Origin of the sequence: Corallococcus sp. bb12-1 (assembly GCF_026626765.1) — a bacterium.
Classification (GTDB): Bacteria; Myxococcota; Myxococcia; order Myxococcales; family Myxococcaceae; genus Corallococcus; species Corallococcus terminator.
Genome location: NZ_JAPNJZ010000028.1, coordinates 126899 through 145040, shown reverse-complemented (window position 1 = coordinate 145040; position 18142 = coordinate 126899). Strand labels below are relative to the sequence as shown.

General features: G+C 70.2%; 14 protein-coding genes. 7 read left to right on the top strand and 7 right to left on the bottom strand.

Annotated elements, in window-relative coordinates; translation table 11 throughout:
- Window positions 1-158: 158 nt before the first annotated feature.
- Window positions 159-362, bottom strand: a complete 204-nt coding sequence (locus OV208_RS34480; RefSeq protein ID WP_120544798.1) for a cold-shock protein — start codon at window positions 360-362, stop codon at window positions 159-161.
- A gap of 290 nt (window positions 363-652) precedes the next feature.
- Here OV208_RS34480 and OV208_RS34475 point away from each other — a divergent pair, with 290 nt between their 5' ends.
- Window positions 653-1201 (top strand): SPW repeat domain-containing protein, encoded by a 549-nt coding sequence (locus tag OV208_RS34475; RefSeq protein WP_267578180.1) that lies wholly within the window; start codon window positions 653-655, stop codon window positions 1199-1201.
- A 110-nt stretch (window positions 1202-1311) separates the two neighbouring features.
- Here the strand turns inward: OV208_RS34475 and OV208_RS34470 are convergent, their stop codons facing one another.
- The 3 genes from OV208_RS34470 to OV208_RS34460 all read right to left on the bottom strand — a co-directional run bounded on the left by OV208_RS34470 (window position 1312) and on the right by OV208_RS34460 (window position 4925).
- Window positions 1312-2730, bottom strand: a complete 1419-nt coding sequence (locus OV208_RS34470; protein ID WP_267578179.1) for a hypothetical protein — start codon at window positions 2728-2730, stop codon at window positions 1312-1314.
- A gap of 246 nt (window positions 2731-2976) precedes the next feature.
- Window positions 2977-3480: a hypothetical protein gene (locus tag OV208_RS34465; protein ID WP_267578178.1), complete on the bottom strand. Its 504-nt coding sequence runs from the start codon at window positions 3478-3480 to the stop codon at window positions 2977-2979.
- A 98-nt stretch (window positions 3481-3578) separates the two neighbouring features.
- Entirely contained in the window at window positions 3579-4925 is a 1347-nt protein-coding gene (locus OV208_RS34460) for a short-chain fatty acid transporter (RefSeq protein WP_267578177.1), read from the bottom strand.
- Between the two features lie 77 nt (window positions 4926-5002).
- Between OV208_RS34460 and OV208_RS34455 the strand changes: the two genes are divergently transcribed.
- The 5 genes from OV208_RS34455 to OV208_RS34435 all read left to right on the top strand — a co-directional run bounded on the left by OV208_RS34455 (window position 5003) and on the right by OV208_RS34435 (window position 11537).
- The gene (locus OV208_RS34455; protein WP_267578176.1) at window positions 5003-6475 is read left to right on the top strand and encodes an ATPase domain-containing protein; all 1473 of its coding nucleotides are present in this window, start codon (window positions 5003-5005) and stop codon (window positions 6473-6475) included.
- 13 nt (window positions 6476-6488) lie between these two features.
- Window positions 6489-6875 carry a response regulator gene (locus tag OV208_RS34450; RefSeq protein WP_267578175.1) on the top strand — a complete coding sequence of 129 codons (387 nt, stop codon included), beginning with the start codon at window positions 6489-6491 and terminating at the stop codon, window positions 6873-6875.
- Window positions 6876-6906: 31 nt separating this feature from the next.
- A complete protein-coding gene (locus OV208_RS34445; protein ID WP_267578174.1) occupies window positions 6907-7728 on the top strand; it encodes a hypothetical protein in 822 nt (273 codons plus the stop codon).
- Window positions 7729-7855: 127 nt separating this feature from the next.
- Window positions 7856-8215, top strand: coding sequence for a hypothetical protein (locus tag OV208_RS34440; RefSeq protein WP_120540464.1), 360 nt, complete (start codon window positions 7856-7858; stop codon window positions 8213-8215).
- A 355-nt stretch (window positions 8216-8570) separates the two neighbouring features.
- Window positions 8571-11537, top strand: coding sequence for a GAF domain-containing protein (locus OV208_RS34435; RefSeq protein WP_267578173.1), 2967 nt, complete (start codon window positions 8571-8573; stop codon window positions 11535-11537).
- 28 nt (window positions 11538-11565) lie between these two features.
- Here the strand turns inward: OV208_RS34435 and OV208_RS34430 are convergent, their stop codons facing one another.
- From OV208_RS34430 to OV208_RS34420, 3 genes are all read right to left on the bottom strand, one after another.
- Window positions 11566-11955 (bottom strand): DUF779 domain-containing protein, encoded by a 390-nt coding sequence (locus OV208_RS34430; protein ID WP_267578172.1) that lies wholly within the window; start codon window positions 11953-11955, stop codon window positions 11566-11568.
- A gap of 2 nt (window positions 11956-11957) precedes the next feature.
- Entirely contained in the window at window positions 11958-13484 is a 1527-nt protein-coding gene (gene adh / locus OV208_RS34425; RefSeq protein WP_267578171.1) for an aldehyde dehydrogenase, read from the bottom strand.
- A 366-nt stretch (window positions 13485-13850) separates the two neighbouring features.
- Complete coding sequence (locus OV208_RS34420; RefSeq protein ID WP_267578170.1) at window positions 13851-15455, bottom strand: CocE/NonD family hydrolase; 1605 nt, start codon at window positions 15453-15455, stop codon at window positions 13851-13853.
- 816 nt (window positions 15456-16271) lie between these two features.
- Between OV208_RS34420 and OV208_RS34415 the strand changes: the two genes are divergently transcribed.
- A complete protein-coding gene (locus OV208_RS34415) occupies window positions 16272-18134 on the top strand; it encodes a serine/threonine-protein kinase (RefSeq protein WP_267578169.1) in 1863 nt (620 codons plus the stop codon).
- Window positions 18135-18142 lie beyond the last annotated feature (8 nt).

The following is an 18142-nucleotide window of genomic DNA, read 5'->3' as shown; positions in this document are numbered from 1 at the left end:
TGTACAGGCCCCCCCTCGATTCTCCTGGAGGTGAAGGGTTTGAAAGGAATTGCGTGTTTTGCCTTCTCGGCAGGTTGTAAAAATGAAGAAGCCCGGCCGCGCGCACGCGAGACCGGGCTTCCGGACCGGGCGGGGCCCGGATCAGCTGGCGTCACTGCTCAGGCGGCGCGGACGTTCTGGGCCTGCAGACCCTTGGGGCCCTTGGTCACCTCGAACTCCACCTTCTGGCCCTCAGCCAGGGTGCGGAAGCCATCCATGTTGATGGCGCTGTGGTGGCAGAACACGTCCTCGCCCCCACCGTCCTGCGTGATGAAGCCAAAGCCCTTCGCATCGTTGAACCACTTCACCGTACCAGTAGCCATGAATCGTCTTCTCTTTGTGGGTGGGGCGCGGCACCCCCGCCCTGGGGCGGCCGGCCCTCTCGAAATGTGAGGGCCTGAGTGCGACTCCCAGTCTGCCCCCGGGGGCGGGGTGCGTGGAAGCCCCCCTGCACTCCATCCAACAGTTCGGTGGGTGGGTTGCTTTCCACCCTTCACCGAGACAGGCAGGCGGGCAGGAGGCCTCCGGGGCGTCGGCGGCCGGATCCGGGGGCGTGGCTACCGTTCGGGGAAGGGTCCCGTCCCCCGGAAACGGGCGGGAGAGGAGACACGCCATGTATCAAGTCCGACCCCTGGAGCCCGTGCTGCCCCCCGTTCCCCCGCGCCCGGAGCGTGCGTTGCGCCGGGAGTGGCGCCGCCTGGTGGACCACAGCGCGGCGGCGGGCATCCTGTCGCGACCGCTGTTCGGCCGGCTGCCATTGCGCCGGGTGCTGCCACAGGACATGCACTCCGTCCTGGACTACGTGGCGGGCGCCGCGCTGGTGGGCGCGGGTGTCGCGGCTGGTGACGGTCCGGCGAAGACGGCCGGGTGGGCCCTGGGAGGCGCGGCGCTCGGCGTGTCGCTCTTCACCGACTACAGGCTGAGCCTCGCGAAGCTCATCCCCATCGAAGCGCATGAGCTGGCCGACTACGCGTATGGCGCGGGGGCGGTGCTGGCGCCGTTCCTCTTCGGCTACGCGAAGCGCAGGCCCGCGGCGGCGGCGGTGCACGTGCTGGTGGGGCTGTTCACCGTGGCGGCGTCGCTCTACACCGACTACCGCTGCCAGACGGGCATGCACCTGGGCGGGGAGCTGGCCACGGATCCGGAGGGCCTCGGGGCCTGAGACAGGTGACGTGAGGACGCGGCAGGGCTCCCTGAAGGGCCCCGCCGCTGGTTTCCCACGTCGCGGAAGGTGAAGGGCCCTCTCGCCGGGCTACACCCGTGTCCCGGACTTCAGCCCTGGGGCTTGAGGCGCAGCAGGAAGCCGTCCTGGAGCCGCTGGGACGCTCCGCCCTCGGGAGCAGGCCGGTTCAGCCCTCCGGCGAGCAGGACTCCGCCGGATGCATCCACGGACACGGTCCGGGCATTGGACGCGGTGCCAGGGCTCGCGAAGCCGCGCACCCAGAGGGACGTGCCTTCATCCGGCAACAGCTTGGCGACATACAGCCCGGGAGGCAGGTCCGCGCCGCCCAGGGCCCGGCCGCCGTCGTGGCTGCCCGCGACCGTCACCTGACCGGCTTCGTCGGTGGCGACCACGGGCGCTCCGGTAGGAAGGGTGCGCGCCCAGCGCTGGCTGCCCTGGGCGTCGTAGGCCAGCAGGAAGCCGTCGCGCGAGTCCGCCTTGTGCCAGGCGTTCTGGAAGTAGAGCTTGCCGCTGAAGCCGCCGCCCACGAAGACACGGTCCGGGCCCACGGCCACGGACACCGCGGAGCCATCCGTGCCGCGCACGTCGTGGCTCCACACGTGGTCGCCGTCGTGGGTGAGCTTCACCACGAAGGGCGTGCGCTGGCGCACCGTGAGGAAGGTGGCGTCGCCGAAGGACACCGCCCCCGCGTAGCCCCCCACCACGTGCACGTCGCCGAAGACATCCACCGCCACCGCGCGCGCGGAGACTTCTCCTTCGCCCACGGGCGTCCACACGCGGCTCCAGCGCTGCTCACCCTTCGGTCCCACGCGCAGCGCGAAGCCCGCGTGTCTGCCATTGGGTGCTGTCTCCAATCCCTCGCCGAAGTCGCGCTGGCCGGTGAAGTCACCCACCAGCACCGCGCCGCCGTCGTTGTCGGATGTGACGGCGTTCACGGTGATGGGGCCTTCACCTGGAAGCGAGCGCACCCAGTCCAGCGCGCCCTCGCCGCTCAGCCGGGCCAGGAAGGGCCCTTCCGGCAGCGTCGCGCCGTCCTGCGTGTAGTTCGCGGAGGTGCCTGAAAGGAAGACGTGGTCGCTGGCATCCACCGCCAGTCCGCCCACGCGCGCCCGCGCTTCACTCCGGGGCGTCCAGCCCCGGGCCCAGCGCAGCGTGCCTTCCGAAGAGAACCGCGCCACCAACAGATGGGGCGCTATGACATCGCGGTCGAAGGGCAGGGGCCCCGCCCCCAGATTGATGGGCTCCTGATACGTGGCGGCCACGAGGACGTCCCCGTTGGAGGTCACCACCGCGTGCGGCGCCTGCTGATCCCCAATCATCAGAGTCCGCGACCACGCTGGGGCCTCCACGCCCTCCTGCCCCACCTGTCCACCCACCTCGCCGAGCACCGGGATGCGCGGTGTCGTAGCCCGGGCTTCCTCGCACCCCACGAGGAGCAGCAGCCCTCCCACGCACACCGCCATCCGAAACCACGCCACCGTCGCCACCCCGTCCCGGTCTCGACCCACCAACCCCGACTCCCCCACCCTTCAACCGCGCATGGACCCTTCTGCAAGCGCGCGGCCAAGGTACTCATACGAAGGTGTTCCCTCGGGAAAGGCATTGGGAAGCTGTCGCGGGGGCAGGGTGCGTGTCCGCCATTCGGTAAATCCTCCCGACCCGGGGTCGGGAGGTGGCGGTAAAGAAAGACGCCCGCGCGGGTCGCCCTCTTGGGCACCCGGCGGGCGTGGATGGCTTGAAGGCTGGACAGGCTGCTACAGGACCTTCACGGGCACTTCCTTGAGCACCTGGTCGCCGCGCAGGATGACGACGGTCCACGCGCCGGGCTTCGACAGCTTCACGCCGGTCCACTGCCGCGCGCGCCAGCCCTCGCCCTTCACCTTCACGTCCTTCGTCTCGCGCACGGTGGCGCCCTGCTTCACTTGCACCGAGATGTCGTCGACGGAGTCGCCCTGGGGCACCAGGTAGCTCTGCCACAGCATCACGGAGGTGCCGGCCTTGACGCCCTCGGGGCCCACCTCGGCGGTGCACTCGTACTTGTTGGGGCCGTCCTTGGCCACCTCGGTACACAGCTTGGCTTCCACCAGCACCGGACCCTGGCCCTGGCCCTTGTAGAAGAAGTTCCAGGTGTCACGCACCGCGTCCGCGCTGGGGGCCTTCACGGTCTCCGCCGCCGGGGCCGCCGCCTCCTGCGCTCCCGCGACCGTCGCCACACCCAGGACCGCGCACAGCACGCTTCCGTTGAACACGCTCTTCATGATTCGGGATCCCCTCGTTTGGACGTTCAAGGAGGCCGTCCCACGTCTGGCCTCCAGGTGCGTGTGTCTATCACGGAACACCGCGCCTCCGTCCTGCCCTACCCGAAGAGGAAGAAGCCCAGCGTCACCAGTGGCAGGTAGACGAGGAAGGCGACCAGGAGGAAGCCGAGGATGTCCTTGAACTCCAACCGTGCCACGGCCAGGAGCGGCAGCGCCCAGAAGGGCTGGATGAGGTCGGTGGCCATGTCGCCCCAGGCGTACGCCAGCACCACCTTCTCCGGCGCCACGCCCAACCGGCCCGCGGCCTCCAGCAGGTACGGCGCTTCAATGGCCCACTTGGAGCCGCCGGAGGGCACGAAATAGTTCACCACGCCGCTGTACAGATACACGATGGCTGGGAATGTCTCGCGGGTGGACAATGAGACGAAGAGCTCGCCGATGCGGTCCGTCAGCCCCGTGGCCTTGAAGATGCCGTAGATGCCCGCGTACAGCGGGAACTGCAACACGATGCCGTGCAGCACGCTGGCGGCCTCCTCGCTCGCCTTGAGCAGCCGCGCGGGCGTTCCATGCAGCAGCACCGCGAGCACCAGGAACGTGAAGTTCACCACGTTGAGGTTGAGCGCGCGCCAGCCGCCGTTCATCCACAGGTGGCGCGCGAACCACATGAGGCCCAGCACGCCGAAGATGACATTGAGCAGCCACGCGTGATCCAGCCACTCAGCGGGGCTGAGCTTCCCGGAGGGCTTCGGGGGCGGGGTGAAGTCCCCCAGCTTCTCCAGCACCGCGGGCTCCACGCGCACGGTGCGCTCCGGGGACGGGTGCAGCGCCCACGCGAGCGCCGTGAGCAGCGCCACCGCGCAGAGCGTCAGGCCCACGTTGAAGGGGGAGAACAGCGTCCGGTCGATGGGGATGATCCCCAACTGCTTCTCCAGGAAGTGGCCCGGCGTCGCGACCAGCAGCGGCGCGGAGGCGGACAGGCCCGCGTGCCACGTGGCGCCCAGGCCGAAGTACGCGCACGCCACCAGCAGCCGGTAGTCCACGTCCGGGCGCCGGCGCGCGATGAAGCGCACCAGCATGGCGCTGGCCACCAGCGACAGGCCCCAGTTGAAGTACGCGAGCGTCATGGACACCGCGGCCATCAGCGCGGTGGCGCCGCGCGGGCTCCTGGGCAGGCTGGCGACCTTCTCCAGGAGCGCCTTCACCGGGGCGGTAAGCGCCAGCAGGTAGCCGGTGAACATCACAAGTGCCATCTGCATGGAGAAGGTGAGCAGCTCCCAGAATCCGCCGCCCCACGCGTCCAGCACCGCCGGCGGTGAAGCCCCCACCCACCCCAGGGCGAGGGCCATGGTGAGCAGGGTGAGGAGCACGGCGATGGCGAAGGCGCTGGGCACGAACCGGGAGGAGAAGCGGCCCAGCCCTTCAGCGAGCCTGACGAGGGTTTCCACGGGGCGGGACTCCAGGCGGGCAGGCGCTCCACGAACTTCGGAGCGGCACCCCGGGTTTTACGGTATGAGCGGTCGCCATGTCCCCTACCGAGCAGCACTCCCCCGTCTTTGATCGCATCGCCACGGGCGTGCCGGGACTGGATCCCATCCTGGGTGGCGGCCTGGTGGCGTCGGGCGTCTACATCGTCGTGGGGGAGCCCGGGGCGGGGAAGACCATCCTCGCCAACCAGCTTTGTTATCAGCAGGCGCGCCAGGGCACGCGCTGCCTCTATGTGACGCTGCTCGCGGAGTCCCATTCGCGCATGCTGGCGAACCTGCGCAGCATGTCGTTCTTCGACGCCTCGCAGCTTCCCCAGCGCATCTACTACGTCAGCGGCTTCCGGATGCTGGAGGAGCAGGGGCTGCCGGGCCTGCTGGAGCTCCTGCGCCGGGAGATGCGCAACCACGGCGCGGGCATCCTGGTGCTGGACGGGCTGGTGCAGGCGCAGGAGGCCGCGGGCAGCAGCCGCGACTTCAAGAAGTTCATCCACGAGCTCCAGGTGTCCGCGGGCCTCACGCGCTTCACCGCGCTCCTGCTCACGAGCAGCGTTGGCCCCACCGTGCATCCCGAATACACGATGGTGGACGGCATCCTGGAGCTGCGCGAGCGCACGTCGGCCATGCGCTCCTGGCGCGAGTTGCAGGTGCGCAAGTTCCGCGGCAGCGCGAGCCTGAGCGGGTCGCACCACTTCCGCATCTCCGAGGAGGGTGTGGAGGTGTTCCCTCGCCTGGAGACAGTGGTCAGCCGCGCGCAGCCGCCGGACTGGGGCACGCAGCGGGTGCGCTTCGGCGTGCCCACGCTGGACGCGATGATTCCGGAGGGCCTGGCCGCCGCGTCCACCACGCTGGTGATGGGGCCTCCGGGCTGCGGCAAGACCATCCTGGGCGCCAGCCACCTGGCCGAAGGCCTGCGCCTGGGCGAGCCTGGCCTGATGGTGAGCTTCTACGAGGGCCCGGACCGGCTGCTGCACAAGGTGGCCAACGTGGGACTGGCGCTGGGCAGCGCGGTGCGGGACGGCCGGTTGACGCTCCAGTGGAACATGCCCGTCGAGTGCAACCTGGACATGGTGGCGCACACGCTGCTGGAGGACGTGCGCAGGCGCGGCGTGAAGCGGCTGTTCGTGGACGGCCTGAGCGCCATGGTGGAGACGACGCACGAGCCGGCGCGCATCAGCCCCTTCTTCGCCGCGCTCACGCAGGAACTGCGCCGGCTGGGGGTCACCACATTCTTCACGCTGGAGACGCCCCGGCTCTTCGGTCCGGACATGGACGTGCCGCTGGGGACGGGCCTGTCCGGCGTGGCGGAGAACCTGCTGTTCATGCGCCACCTGGAGCTCAACGGCCGGCTGCGGCGGCTGCTCTCCATCTTCAAGATGCGTGACGCGGACTACGACCCCACGCTGCGCGAGTTCCTCATCACGCCCCAGGGCATCGAGGTCCAGCCTCCGTTCCAGCCGGCTCCCGAATTGCTGCTCACTGGCATCGCCCGCTTCCCGGGCAACCACTCCTGACCCCAGAGGCTCCGTGGCTCCCGCGACCGAGACCGTGCTGGTGGTGGACGACGAACAGGGCATCCTGGAAGCGCTCGCGGACCTCTTGAGGGAAGAGGGCTACCGGGTGCTGACGGCGTCCCATGGCAAAGAGGCCCTGGAGCGCATGGCGGAGGTGAAGCCAGACCTGGTGCTCACCGACTGGATGATGCCCGTGCTGGATGGGCCCGCGCTCATCGAGCGCATCCAGAAGGACCCGGAGCTGCGCCACGTCGCCGTGCTGGGCATGAGCGCCGTGGACACCAACGGCCTGAGGCGTCAGCACCCCGGGATGGAGTTCCTCCAGAAGCCCTTCGACATCCGCGCCCTGATGAAACAGGTGCGCAAGGCCCTGGACGCGCCGCGCGTCCGGGAAGGCTGAGCGTCCAAGCCGCGCGCCCGGGAGGCCCGCCATGTTCCACCTGCTCAAGCTGGGCCCGGTGCCCCTCTCCATGGGCACCACCGGGGTGTATCTGCGCATTGGCGAGTCGGGCGATCCGTCCGCCCCCGTCTTCGAACAGGACGACGTCGCGGGCGTGAGGGCCCTCATCGCCGGCCTGGAGGACACGTCCCAGGTGCTGTGCGAGCCCGCGCTGGCGGAGGCCGCCCTGGAGCTGGGCCTGAGCGTGGCGCCGCCTCCGCAGGCGGCGCTCTCCTCGCGGGCGGCCATCGCCACGTTCCTCGCGTGGGGACAGCGGGGCGTGTCCGGGCTGGGGTCGGACAAGGCGCTGCTCTTCGTCCAGGCCTCCACCGAATACTGGAACGCGAGGCCGTGGACGCACTGGGATGACGGCCAGCCCTTCGTGGTGGACGTCACCGGCGCGCACGAGCACACCTACGAGGGCTGCGTCTTCCACGCGGACGACGGGCTCGCGGGACTGGCCCTCTATGAACGGCCCGGCGCGCTCGCGCGGCTGCTGGAGCTCCAGGTCCATGGCCAGGGCGAGGAGGCCAAGGCCCTGCCCGCCATCGCCGTGTCCCTGGAACCCAGCCCCGCCTACGCGGTGGAGGCCCTGTTCGCCGCCGGCCGCGTGCCCCGGCTGCCCCTGCCCATCAAGTCCGGCCCCCACGGCGTGAGCGTCCCCTCCAGCCTGGAGTCCCTCATCCTGGTGGCCGCCCTGCGCGCCGTGGCCCGCCTGTCCCCCACCCAGCCCGAGGCCCTGAGCAGCATGGTGGCAGGTGAGGCGCGGATGGACGTCCGGGTGCGAGCCCCCGCTCAGCGCGTGCGCAACTAGGCGGAATCAGGAGCGCCCCGCCGTGACGCACCCTGCCAGACAAGGGAGCGGGCTCGTGTGGGACTGTGAACAACCGCTGTGAGAGAAAAGGTTGATTCACAAAGTATCTAGGTCCATAGGTGGAGGCGTGACTGACGCCGACCTTGCACCCCGGGTCCAGCGCTTCCTCACGGCGCACATTGATTCCATCGAGAAGCTGGAGGTGCTCCTCCTGCTTCGTGCCCGGACGGACCGGGCGTGGACGGCGCCGGCGGTGGCCCTGGAGCTGCGCATCACCGAAGCCTCCGCGGCCCGCCGTCTGGCGGAGCTGAAGTCGGGAGGGCTGCTGCTCGAGGATGGCGTTTCGGGCGAAGCCTTCCGCTTCAGCCCCAGCCAGTCCGACGACGTGAAGGCCGCCGCGGAGCTGTCCACCGCGTACGCGGCGCGCCGGGTGAGTGTGATTGCGTTCATCTTCTCCCGCCCGATGGACCGGGTGCGGGGCGTCTAGGGCGAGCGGGCGGGCGCGAGGCTGTTTTCGCGGGACACGGAGGGCCATGGCCGGCCGCTCCAGCCGCGCCCGCGCGGCAAGGTCGGCTCCGGGGGCGAGGCGCGGGACACGCCGGTGTTGCCGCACCTGTCGGTGGCGGAGTGCGTGCACTACACGCTCACGTTGGATCCGGACGTGATGTTGATGGGGAGTGGAACCCGCCTTCACCTGAAGTGCCCACGCGCTGAGCCGGCGCGCGCGGGCAGGCGAGCGCGGACGGGTTGCCTGCCGGACACTCGCTCCGAATCTGGATCCCCTCGGGGTTGGTTGAAGTGCCGGGACCGTCATTATCGACGCCTCCCGTCGACCTTCCTCCATGCCCGAACCATCCGTTGAGCCTTCCGCCGAGCTGCCCGGTGAGACGCCGCCCCCGGGCGCGGCGCACGTGTCCCGGCTGGCGGATGCGGACGTGTCGTCCGGTCTGGCTTTGGCGTTGGGTTCCCTGCCTCCGGGCGGAGAGGTCTCGGCCGCGGACACTTCCTCCATGGCGGACCCGGTGGCCGTGAATGATGCGCCTCCGGCCTGTACCCAGGACGTGAAGTCAGCCTTCGCGGATGCTCCGATGCGGGTGGCTCCTCAGGACGCGGGCGTGCCGTCGCGTGCGTTCGTGGAGGAGGGCCGCTTCGCCTTCCTGGCCCGCGCGGGCGAGGTGCTGTCGTCGTCGTTGGATGAGCCCACGGTGCTGCGCCAGCTCGTGGACCTGGTGGTGCCGGGGCTGGCGGACTGGTGTGTGGTGGATTTGGTCACGTCGGCGGGCACGGTGGCGCGCCGGGCCGCGGCGCACCGGGATCCCGCGCTCGTGCCCGCCGCGTATGCCATCGCGGAGCGCTGGCCCGAACGGGTGGACGGCCCCACGGGCGTGTCCGGCGTGCTGCGCACCGGTCAGCCCTTCCTCGTTCCGGACGTGCCCGAAGCCCATGTCCAGGCGGCCGTGGCGCAGGGCGATGCGCGGTTGGCGGAGTCCTGGCGCCTGGGCTGCCGCTCCGTGATGCTGGTGCCGCTGGAGGCGCGAGGCCGGGTGCTGGGATGTCTGTCCTTGATGTCCGGCGAGACCGAACGCCGCTACGGCGAGCGCGACCTGGCGCTGGCGCGCGAGCTGGCCCGGCGGGCCGCGCTGTCGTTGGACAACGCCCTGCTGTATGGCGAATCCCGTCAGGCCCAGGCGCGCACGGCGCGACTCCAGGCGGTGACGGCGGCGCTGTCCCGCGCGGCCACCGAGGACGCGGTGGCGCAGGTGCTGGCGCGCGAAGTGTGGGAGGCCAGCGGTGCCACGCGCGTCGCGGTGATGGCCCTGGAGGAGAACGGCGGCCTGCGGCCCCTGAGGATGCTGGGGTACTCCAACGAAGCGCTGGCCCGCCTCATCCGCCCCCCGGCCGAGGACACCTTCCCGACCGCGCGCCGCGAATGCCAGCGCGAGGCGGGGTGGTTCAGCTCGCTGGAGGAGCTCAGTCGCCAGCATCCCCAGGTCGCGGAGTTCGCGCGCAGCCTGGGGCCGGGGGCCCGCGCGGTGGTGCCGCTGTGGGGCGAGACGCGGATGCAGGGGCTGCTGCTGCTCGGGTGGCCGGAGCCGCGGGCCTTCTCCGCGTCGGAGCGGGCCTTCCTGGAGGCCCTGGCGCACCAGTGCGCGCAGGCGCTGGAGCGGGCCGCGCTCTATGAGGCATTGCGAGAGCGCACCGAACGGTTGCGGCAGGCGCTGGTCACCGGCGACATGGGCACGTGGCGGGTGGACCTGGGGCGCGCGAAGGAGACGCGGGACGCGGCGCTCAACCACATGCTGGGATTGCCGGCGGTGGACTCCTCCTCGGCCGTGGGCGACTTCCTCTCCCGCCTGCACGCGGAGGACCGGCCGCACGTGGAGGCGGAGTTCCTGCGGCACCAGCGTCAGGCGCCCAGCTTCTTCGAGCTGGAGTTCCGCGTGGTGCGCCGCGACGGGGGCGTCCGCTGGCTGCACAGCGTGGGGCAGTCCTTCCCCGGGCCGGACGGGCAGGTCGCGTACCTCACCGGCGCCATGGCGGACATCACGCGGCGCAAGGAGGCCGAGGAGCGGCTGCAACTGTTGCTGGACGCGAGCCGCGTGCTGTCGCTGCGTCTGGATGACGTGGAGCAGGCCCTGCCAGAGGTGGCGAAGCTGGTCGCGAACCACGTGGCCACGGGCTGTCTGGTGGACCTGACGGCGCCGGACGGAACCCTGCGCCGGGTGACGGCGGGCCACCGCGCCTCCGAACACGACGCACGGCTGAAGGCCGCCCTGTCGGAACCGGACCTCGGGCCCGAACATCCCGCGCTCCAGTGCTTCGCGTCCGGCGAGGTCTGCTTCCTGTCGCGCCCGGACTTCAAGCGGCGCGACGCGGTGTCCCCCCGCGAGGAGCACCGGTTGTCGCCCACGTCAGTGCTGTCGGTGCCGCTGCGTGCGCGGGGGCGCCTGCTGGGCGTCATCACGCTGTTCACCGCCGCGCCGCAGCGCACGCTGGTGGCCGCGGACGTGACGATGGTGGAGGAGCTGGCGCTGCGCATCGGCGTGGCGCTGGAGAACGCCCAGCTCTTCCACGACGCCCAGTCCGCGGTGCGCCTGCGCGACGAGTTCCTCTCCGTGGCGAGCCACGAGCTGAAGACGCCCCTCACCAGCCTCATCCTCCAGCACAACCTGATTGGCCGGTCGCTGGAGGTGGCCGGCATGTCGGGGGCGGTGACGGGCCGGCTGGCCACCGCGCAGCGGCAGGTGCTGCGGCTGACGGCGCTGGTGGACAACCTGCTGGACGTCAGCCGTCTGTCATTGGGCAAGCTGGCGCTGGAGCGCGCGGAGGTGGACCTGGTCCAGGTGACGCGCGACGCGGTGGAGCGGCTGGAGGAGGTGTTCGCCCAGGCCCGGTGCCCCCTCCAGGTGGACCTGCCGCGCACGCTGAAGGGCCAGTGGGACGCGCTCCGGTTGGATCAGGTGCTGGTGAACCTGCTCACCAACGCGGCCAAGTACGGCGCGGGCCACCCGGTGTCGGTGCGCGCGGGCACCGGCGCGGACGACGAGGCCTGGGTGGAGGTGCGCGACCAGGGCATCGGCATCGACGCGGACGCGCTGCCCCGGCTCTTCGGCCGCTTCGAGCGCGCCGTGTCCGACCGGCACTACGGCGGCATGGGGCTGGGGCTCTACATCAGCCGGCAGATTGTCGAAGCGCTGGGCGGCCGCATCGACCTGGACAGCCAGCCTGGGCAGGGCGCGACCTTCACCTTGCGGTTGCCTCGCCAGAGCACGCCCGACACGCGAACCCCTCCCCCCCAGGATTCGTAAGGGGGGGGAAGGGGCGCGCGGGACGTCGTCAGTGCTGGACGCCCTTGAGCGGAGGCCCTTCGGCTTCCATCGACCGGTACTCGTCGTCGGTGAACAGGCGCGAACGGATGAGGAAGCGCACGCCTTCGGGGGCTTCGACGGAGAAGCCACTGCCGCGACCGGGCACCACGTCCACGGTGAGGTGGGTGTGGCGCCAGTACTCGAACTGCGACCCGGACATGTAGAAGGGCGTGCCGACGACCTGACCCAGGTACACGTCCTCCTGCCCGACGCGGAAGTCGCCGCGCGGGAAGCACATGGGCGCGCTGCCGTCGCAGCAGCCGCCGGACTGGTGGAAGAGCAGCGGACCGTGGAGGCCCTGCATCTTGTGGAGCAGGGCCTCGGCGGCCGGCGTCACTTCGACGCGCGGAACAGGCATCCCTAGAAGAAGCCCATGGGCTTGGGGTCGTAGCTGACGAGCATGTTCTTCGTCTGCTGGTAGTGATTGAGCATCATCTTGTGGTTCTCGCGGCCGATGCCGGACTGCTTGTAGCCGCCGAACGCCGCGTGCGCGGGGTACAGGTGGTAGCAGTTCACCCAGACGCGGCCGGCCTGGATGCCCCGGCCCATGCGGTAGGCGGTGTTGGTGTCGCGCGTCCACACGCCAGCGCCCAGGCCGTAGAGCGTCTCGTTGGCCTGCGCGAGCGCGTCGGCTGCGTCCTTGAACTTCGCCACCGCGACGACGGGGCCGAAGATCTCCTCCTGGAACACGCGCATCTTGTTGTTGCCTTCGAAGATGGTGGGCTCCACGTAGAAGCCCTCCGACAGCGCGCCGGAGAGCGTCTTGCGGCCGCCACCGGTGAGCACCTTCGCGCCCTCCTTCTTGCCGATGTCCAGGTAGGAGAGGATCTTCTCCAACTGATCATTGGACGCCTGCGCGCCGATCTGCGTCGCGGTGTCCAGCGGGTTGCCCTGCACGATGCGCTTGGTGCGCTCCACGGCCTTCTGCATGAACTCGTCGTAGAAGCGCTCCGCGACCAGCGAGCGCGACGGGCAGGTGCAGACCTCGCCCTGGTTGAGGGCGAACATGGCGAAGCCCTCCAGCGCCTTCTGCGCGAAGTCGTCGTCCTTGGAGAAGACGTCCTCGAAGAAGATGTTGGGGGACTTGCCGCCCAGCTCCAGCGTCACCGGGATGAGGTTCTCGGAGGCGTACTGCATGATGAGACGGCCCGTGGTCGTCTCACCCGTGAAGGCGATCTTCGCGATGCGCTTGTTGCTGGCGAGCGGCTTGCCGGCCTCGATGCCGAAGCCGTTCACGATGTTGAGGACGCCGGGGGGGAGCAGGTCGCCCACCAGCTCCACGAACTTCAGGATGGTGACGGGCGTCTGCTCCGCGGGCTTGAGCACGATGCAGTTACCGGCGGCGAGCGCGGGCGCCATCTTCCACGCGGCCATCAGCAGCGGGAAGTTCCACGGGATGATCTGCCCCACGACGCCGAGCGGCTCGTTGAAATGGTAGGCGACCGTGTTGTCATCCAGCTGGCTGAGCGACCCTTCCTGCGCGCGGATACAACCCGCGAAGTAGCGGAAGTGGTCGATGGCGAGCGGCAGGTCGGCGGCCAGACACTCACGGATGGGTTTGCCGTTGTCCCAGGATTCGGAGACCGCCAGCATCTCCAGGTTCTGCTGCATGCGGTCGGCGATCTGATTGAGGATGTTCGCGCGCTCGGCGGCGGGCGTCTTGCCCCACGCATCCTTGGCCGCGTGGGCAGCATCCAGCGCCTTCTCGATGTCCTCCGCGGTGGAGCGCGGGATCTCGCAGAAGGGGCGCCCGTTCACGGGGCTGATGTTCTCGAAGTACTGGCCCTTCACCGGCGGGACGAACTTGCCCCCGATGTAGTTGCCGTAGCGGCTCAGGAACTGGACCTTGCTGCCCTTCTGACCCGGTGCTTCGTAGACCGTCGACATGACTCGACCTCTTTGCGGTTGGGTTTGAAGACGAACCGACGATAGGCACGCGACACTCCGCGTCATGCGAAGTCGGGTGTCTGCCGCCGTCTGGTATTGATCAGCATGGGTGGAAGGAGAGGTGCCGCAAGGGCACACATCCAACCGCTGCCATGCATCCCCCAAAGGGAAAGGGATGCCGGTGCCCTTAACGGGGACCTTTCGCCGTCGCTCCTTTTTCTTGGGGAACCCTACCTGACGCACCGCGTAGTTCCGAGCGCTCGTCCCCGGCTTGCCCGGCGCTCGGGGGAGACTCCACGCGCTGGATGCGTGCCCGCTCCGGCGCGCGCGGTTTCAGCGACGGCGCGCGCCGGCACGGGGCTCAGGTCAGCGCAGCGGCAGGTCCAACCAGGACGGACCCCGGAGCGACAACTGCGCGCCGACGTTATTGGCGCCCAGGTAGAGCGGGTCCTGCGTGTCCACGACGAGCGCGAGCTGGTGGAACGCCGACACGTCATAGGCCGTGGCGGGGAACTTCAGGTCCAGGTCCACGGGGGTGCCGGGCGTGGCGCCCGTCCAGGTGAGCGGCACGTGGGTGATGAGGCCGCCGAAGTCGCCGGTGACGTCATACAGGTACGCGACCACGGTCCCGGAAGAGGCGGACGGTGTGATGCGCAGGCGCAGGGTGGCCGTGCCACGGATGGAGATGGACCGCGTCGTGAGGGCCGACGTCCAGACCCCCGCGTTGAGGCGGTTGACGCCCGGCAGCCAGACGATGGGCGGAATGCCGGTCAGCGCCTGGAGCCCGTTGGTCAGGAGCGCCACGCCCGCATCGGCGGTGGTGTCGAACGCCCAGATGGTCCGCGCGGCGCTCGTGGACGGCGTGCCGCCCAGCGTGCCCGTGCCGTCGATGATGCGGATGGAGCCCAGCCCGTAGCGCTGCGTGCTGGAGGCGACGGCGGCCCACGACGCGTAGCCCTCCACCGCGCCGTTGTACGTGCGCAGCACGATGGGCGCCTCTTTGGTGATGCTCGTGTCCACGCCCGCGACGTGCGCGTCCATCCAGCGCGTGACGCTGCTCCAGACGTGGTTCGGAAGTCCGAACAGGCCAGTGGCCTCCACGACGGCGTGGTCACCCGGTGCGAGCTCCAGGCGCTTGGGCCCCGTGAGCTGGCCGTAGAACTCCACCAACTGGTTGGGCGGGAAGAGGCTGTCGCCGTAGGAATTGGCGATGAGGATGGCGGGCGCGTTCGCGTTGATGCGGGAGAGGTAGGTGCTCGCCGAACGCACCCGGCCCCAGGCCTTGATGCCCGCGATGTCGCGGTTGGCGTAGTAGTTGTCGATGGTCGTGCGCAGCTCCGGGCCCGGCCTGCCCAGCAGCCGCGACGTGAAGTCCAGCAGGCCCACCGCCTGCGGTCGCCGGGTCTCCCCACCGAACAGCGAGGCCACCAGGTCCGTCCAACCGGACAGCGCGGCCACGGCCTTCACGCGCGAGTCGAACCCCGACGCGATGAGCGAGATGCCGGCGCCATACGAGACCCCCGCGAGTCCAATGCGCGAGCCGTCCGCGGACGTATGCGCGAGCAGCCAGTCGATGACGCGCGACGTGTCCGCGATGTCCGCCGGACCGGCCGTGTCGATGCCACCGCCCGAGGCCCAGAAGCCTCGCGGCGTATAGGACAGCGCGACGTAGCCCCGCTGCGCCAGCGCCTGTGCCTGGGCCAGGTACTCCAGGTCGTTGAGCCCCCAACTGGAGATGAAGACGACGGCCGGGTGCGGCCCCGGCGTCGTCGGCGCGATGTAGTTGGCCTTGAGCACGGTGCCGTCGCCCACGGTGATGTCGGCGAACTTGAAGCCCGTGGTCGGCACAGCCGCCACGACGGCACGCGCGACCGTGGCCTGGACGGGAAGGGCGACCGCCACGAGCGGGGTGAGCAACCCCAGCAGAAGGAACGGCAGCCGGAAGAGCCGCGAGGGAACACGTTGCGACATGGGACACCTCAAGAGGGGGAAGCCTTGAGAAGAGGGGAATGCCTCTAAAAACAGATAGAAGCGCACTCAGGGTATGAGCAGATTGATTCGCGAATCAAGGCCCCACGGAGGTGCAATCCCAATCGCAAAACAATGTTTCGCACGGCGGAGGGGCACCGGCGATTCCGCCCCTCTCCGCTCGCGCCCACGCTCCATTCACAGGCGGGGAAAACAAGCCATCTTGGCGAAACGCTTCAGCCCTGCGGGCTTTGTCGCGCCTCGAACAGGTCGCGGATCCGCGCGTCACTCACACGCCCTCAGGGGCTTCCAGGTGTCCGCCGGGAGACTCGCAAACACGGGTTTCTTCGAGAGTGAACGAGATGTTTTCCGCTCTCGTTGGTCATGTTGACGAACACTGGAAACCCGCACGAGCGCCTGTCATCTTGCTGGGACTGCGCGGTGCGGCAGCGACGTTGAAGGGCCGTGAAGGCGGAAGTCGGTCAAGGTTGGGCGGATTGAACGTATTGGGTAGCAGGGCGGAAAAGAGTTCTGTCCCGGGGCTGTAAAAACTCCCCGAAACCGAAGGGTGTCTCGTGATGCGCTGGAACACGGGTCGCGACGCAGTGTCGGAAAGGCGAAGCGGATCAACCGTTTGGCGCGACCGTCCGCGCAAGCCCGAAAATCCCGGGTCCTGGCACACCGCTGGCATCCGTTCCTGACGCTGTCTCCAACCCCCTCGCTTCTCCAGGCCCCGGTCCCCCTCCCGTGCTCGCTTCGCCGTCCTTCACCTGCTCCTGCGGTCAGCCCCACTCCGATGCGGAGGCGTGTCCCACGCTGATGCGGGGGCTCGATACGGGTGGCACCCTGCTGTACGCGGGCACGCCACCTCCGGGACCGGTCGCGGCGATTCCACTGACGCCTTCGCCCATGTCATCGCTCACGCCCATCGTCCCGTCGCTGGTGGGCCAGGAGTTCGGCCGCTTCCGTGTCGTGCGCGAGCTGGGGCGCGGCGGCATGGGCACCGTGTTCCTCGCGGAGCACACGCTCATCCAGAAGCGCGTGGCCATCAAGGTGCTGCACGCGCACCTGGCGCAGGCGCCGGAGCTCGTCGCGCGCTTCCTGTCCGAAGCCCGCACGCTCACGCTGGTGCAGCATGAGAACGTCGTCACGCTCTACGACCTGGACTCGCGCGAGGGGCGCCCGTACCTCGTCATGGAGTACCTGGAGGGGGACAGCCTCGCCCAGTTCGCGCGCGGCCCCATGGCCCCGGCGCTGGTGGTGGACCTGATGACGCAGGTGTGTGACGCGCTCGGCGCCGCGCACGCGCACGGCATCGTCCACCGCGACCTGAAGCCCGCCAACGTCTTCCTCGTCCCCAGCCCCGGTGGCAAGCAGCGCGTGAAGCTGCTCGACTTCGGCATCGCCAAGCTGCTGTCCCGGCCCGCCGGTGAGATGACCACCGAAGTGGGTGTCCTGCTGGGCACCCCGGAGTTCATGGCCCCCGAGCAGTGCGGCGACGGGCTGGTGGATGCCCGCAGCGACATCTACGCGGCGGGCGTGCTGGCGTACCTGCTGCTCACCGGACAGGTGCCCTTCTTCGGGCGCTCCGCGGCGGAGATCCTCGTCGGCCACCTGCAGAAGGAGCCGGTGCCGCCGCACGAGGTGTGCGCCGCCGTGCCGCAGGCCCTCTCCAAGGTGCTGCTGCGCGCCCTGGCCAAGCGCCCCGAACACCGCTTCGCCTCCGCCGCGGAGCTGAAGGCGGCGCTGGAAGCCTCGCTCGCCCCGCCTCCCGCGCCGCAGGCGCCGAAGCTGTCCGCGCTCCTGCGCGGCACCGGCACGCAGGGCTCGCTCGAACTCCAGGGCGAGTGGGTGGGCCGCACCGGCCTCTTCTTCCCGCTGGCCTCCCCGCCGCCCGCGCTCCTGGCGGACGTGTCGTTGTTGCTCCGGCTGCCCGGCGGCGAGCTGCCCTGCACCGCCCAGGTGGTGCGCCACGTGACGGTCGAGCAGGCCCAGGCGTGGCACATGGCCCCGGGCTTCGGCGTGCAGCTGCGCGACAGCGGCCCTGGCTTCCAGGCCACGCTCGCCCAGCTGCGCCACGCCACGCGCCCCATGTCCATGTCCGGCCAGGCGGTGGCGTCCGCCGCCATTCCCACGCCGGAGGACACCCAGGCGGAGACCGTCCTCCAGGTCTTCCGCCGCCGGCTCGCCGGGGACCCGTACGCGGTGCTGGAACTGCCGCGCGACGCCACCCTGGAGTCGGTGCGCACCGCCGCCCAGCGCGCGCGCGGCGCCCTGGAGCTGCTCAAGGCCCGCCCGCTGTCGGACGCCCAGCGAGCCCAGGTGGAGCGCGCCTTGGAGCGCGTCGCCGGGGCGCTCCACACGCTGGGCCACGTGGAGCGCCGCGTGGAGTACGATGCGACGTTGGGCAACGTGGAGGGCATCGAGCGGTGCCTCGCCGCGGGCCTCACCGCCACCATGCTGGAGCAGTGCCGCCGCCGCTTCCTCGCGGGCAACACCGGCCGTGAGGGCCGCGCCGCCGTGCACCGGCTGTCCGGGGATGCGCTGGCGTCGGTGGGCCGGCTGGAAGAGGCGCTCGCCGCCTATGAGCAGGCCGTCCGCGCGGACCCCCTGGACCTGGAGGGCCTCAAGCGCTGGCGCTTCCTCCGGGCCCGGGTCCGGGGCTCGGCTGCCCCCCGGTAAGGGGGCCG

Bases quoted from the DNA above. Each gene is read 5' to 3' on its own strand.
- OV208_RS34480 (WP_120544798.1), bottom strand. From the start codon at position 362: ATGGCTACTGGTACGGTGAAGTGGTTCAACGATGCGAAGGGCTTTGGC.
- OV208_RS34475 (WP_267578180.1), top strand. From the start codon at position 653: ATGTATCAAGTCCGACCCCTGGAGCCCGTGCTGCCCCCCGTTCCCCCG.
- OV208_RS34465 (WP_267578178.1), bottom strand. From the start codon at position 3,480: ATGAAGAGCGTGTTCAACGGAAGCGTGCTGTGCGCGGTCCTGGGTGTG.
- OV208_RS34455 (WP_267578176.1), top strand. From the start codon at position 5,003: ATGTCCCCTACCGAGCAGCACTCCCCCGTCTTTGATCGCATCGCCACG.
- OV208_RS34445 (WP_267578174.1), top strand. From the start codon at position 6,907: ATGTTCCACCTGCTCAAGCTGGGCCCGGTGCCCCTCTCCATGGGCACC.
- OV208_RS34435 (WP_267578173.1), top strand. From the start codon at position 8,571: ATGCCCGAACCATCCGTTGAGCCTTCCGCCGAGCTGCCCGGTGAGACG.
- OV208_RS34430 (WP_267578172.1), bottom strand. From the start codon at position 11,955: ATGCCTGTTCCGCGCGTCGAAGTGACGCCGGCCGCCGAGGCCCTGCTC.
- adh (WP_267578171.1), bottom strand. From the start codon at position 13,484: ATGTCGACGGTCTACGAAGCACCGGGTCAGAAGGGCAGCAAGGTCCAG.
- OV208_RS34420 (WP_267578170.1), bottom strand. From the start codon at position 15,455: ATGTCGCAACGTGTTCCCTCGCGGCTCTTCCGGCTGCCGTTCCTTCTG.
- OV208_RS34415 (WP_267578169.1), top strand. From the start codon at position 16,272: ATGCGGGGGCTCGATACGGGTGGCACCCTGCTGTACGCGGGCACGCCA.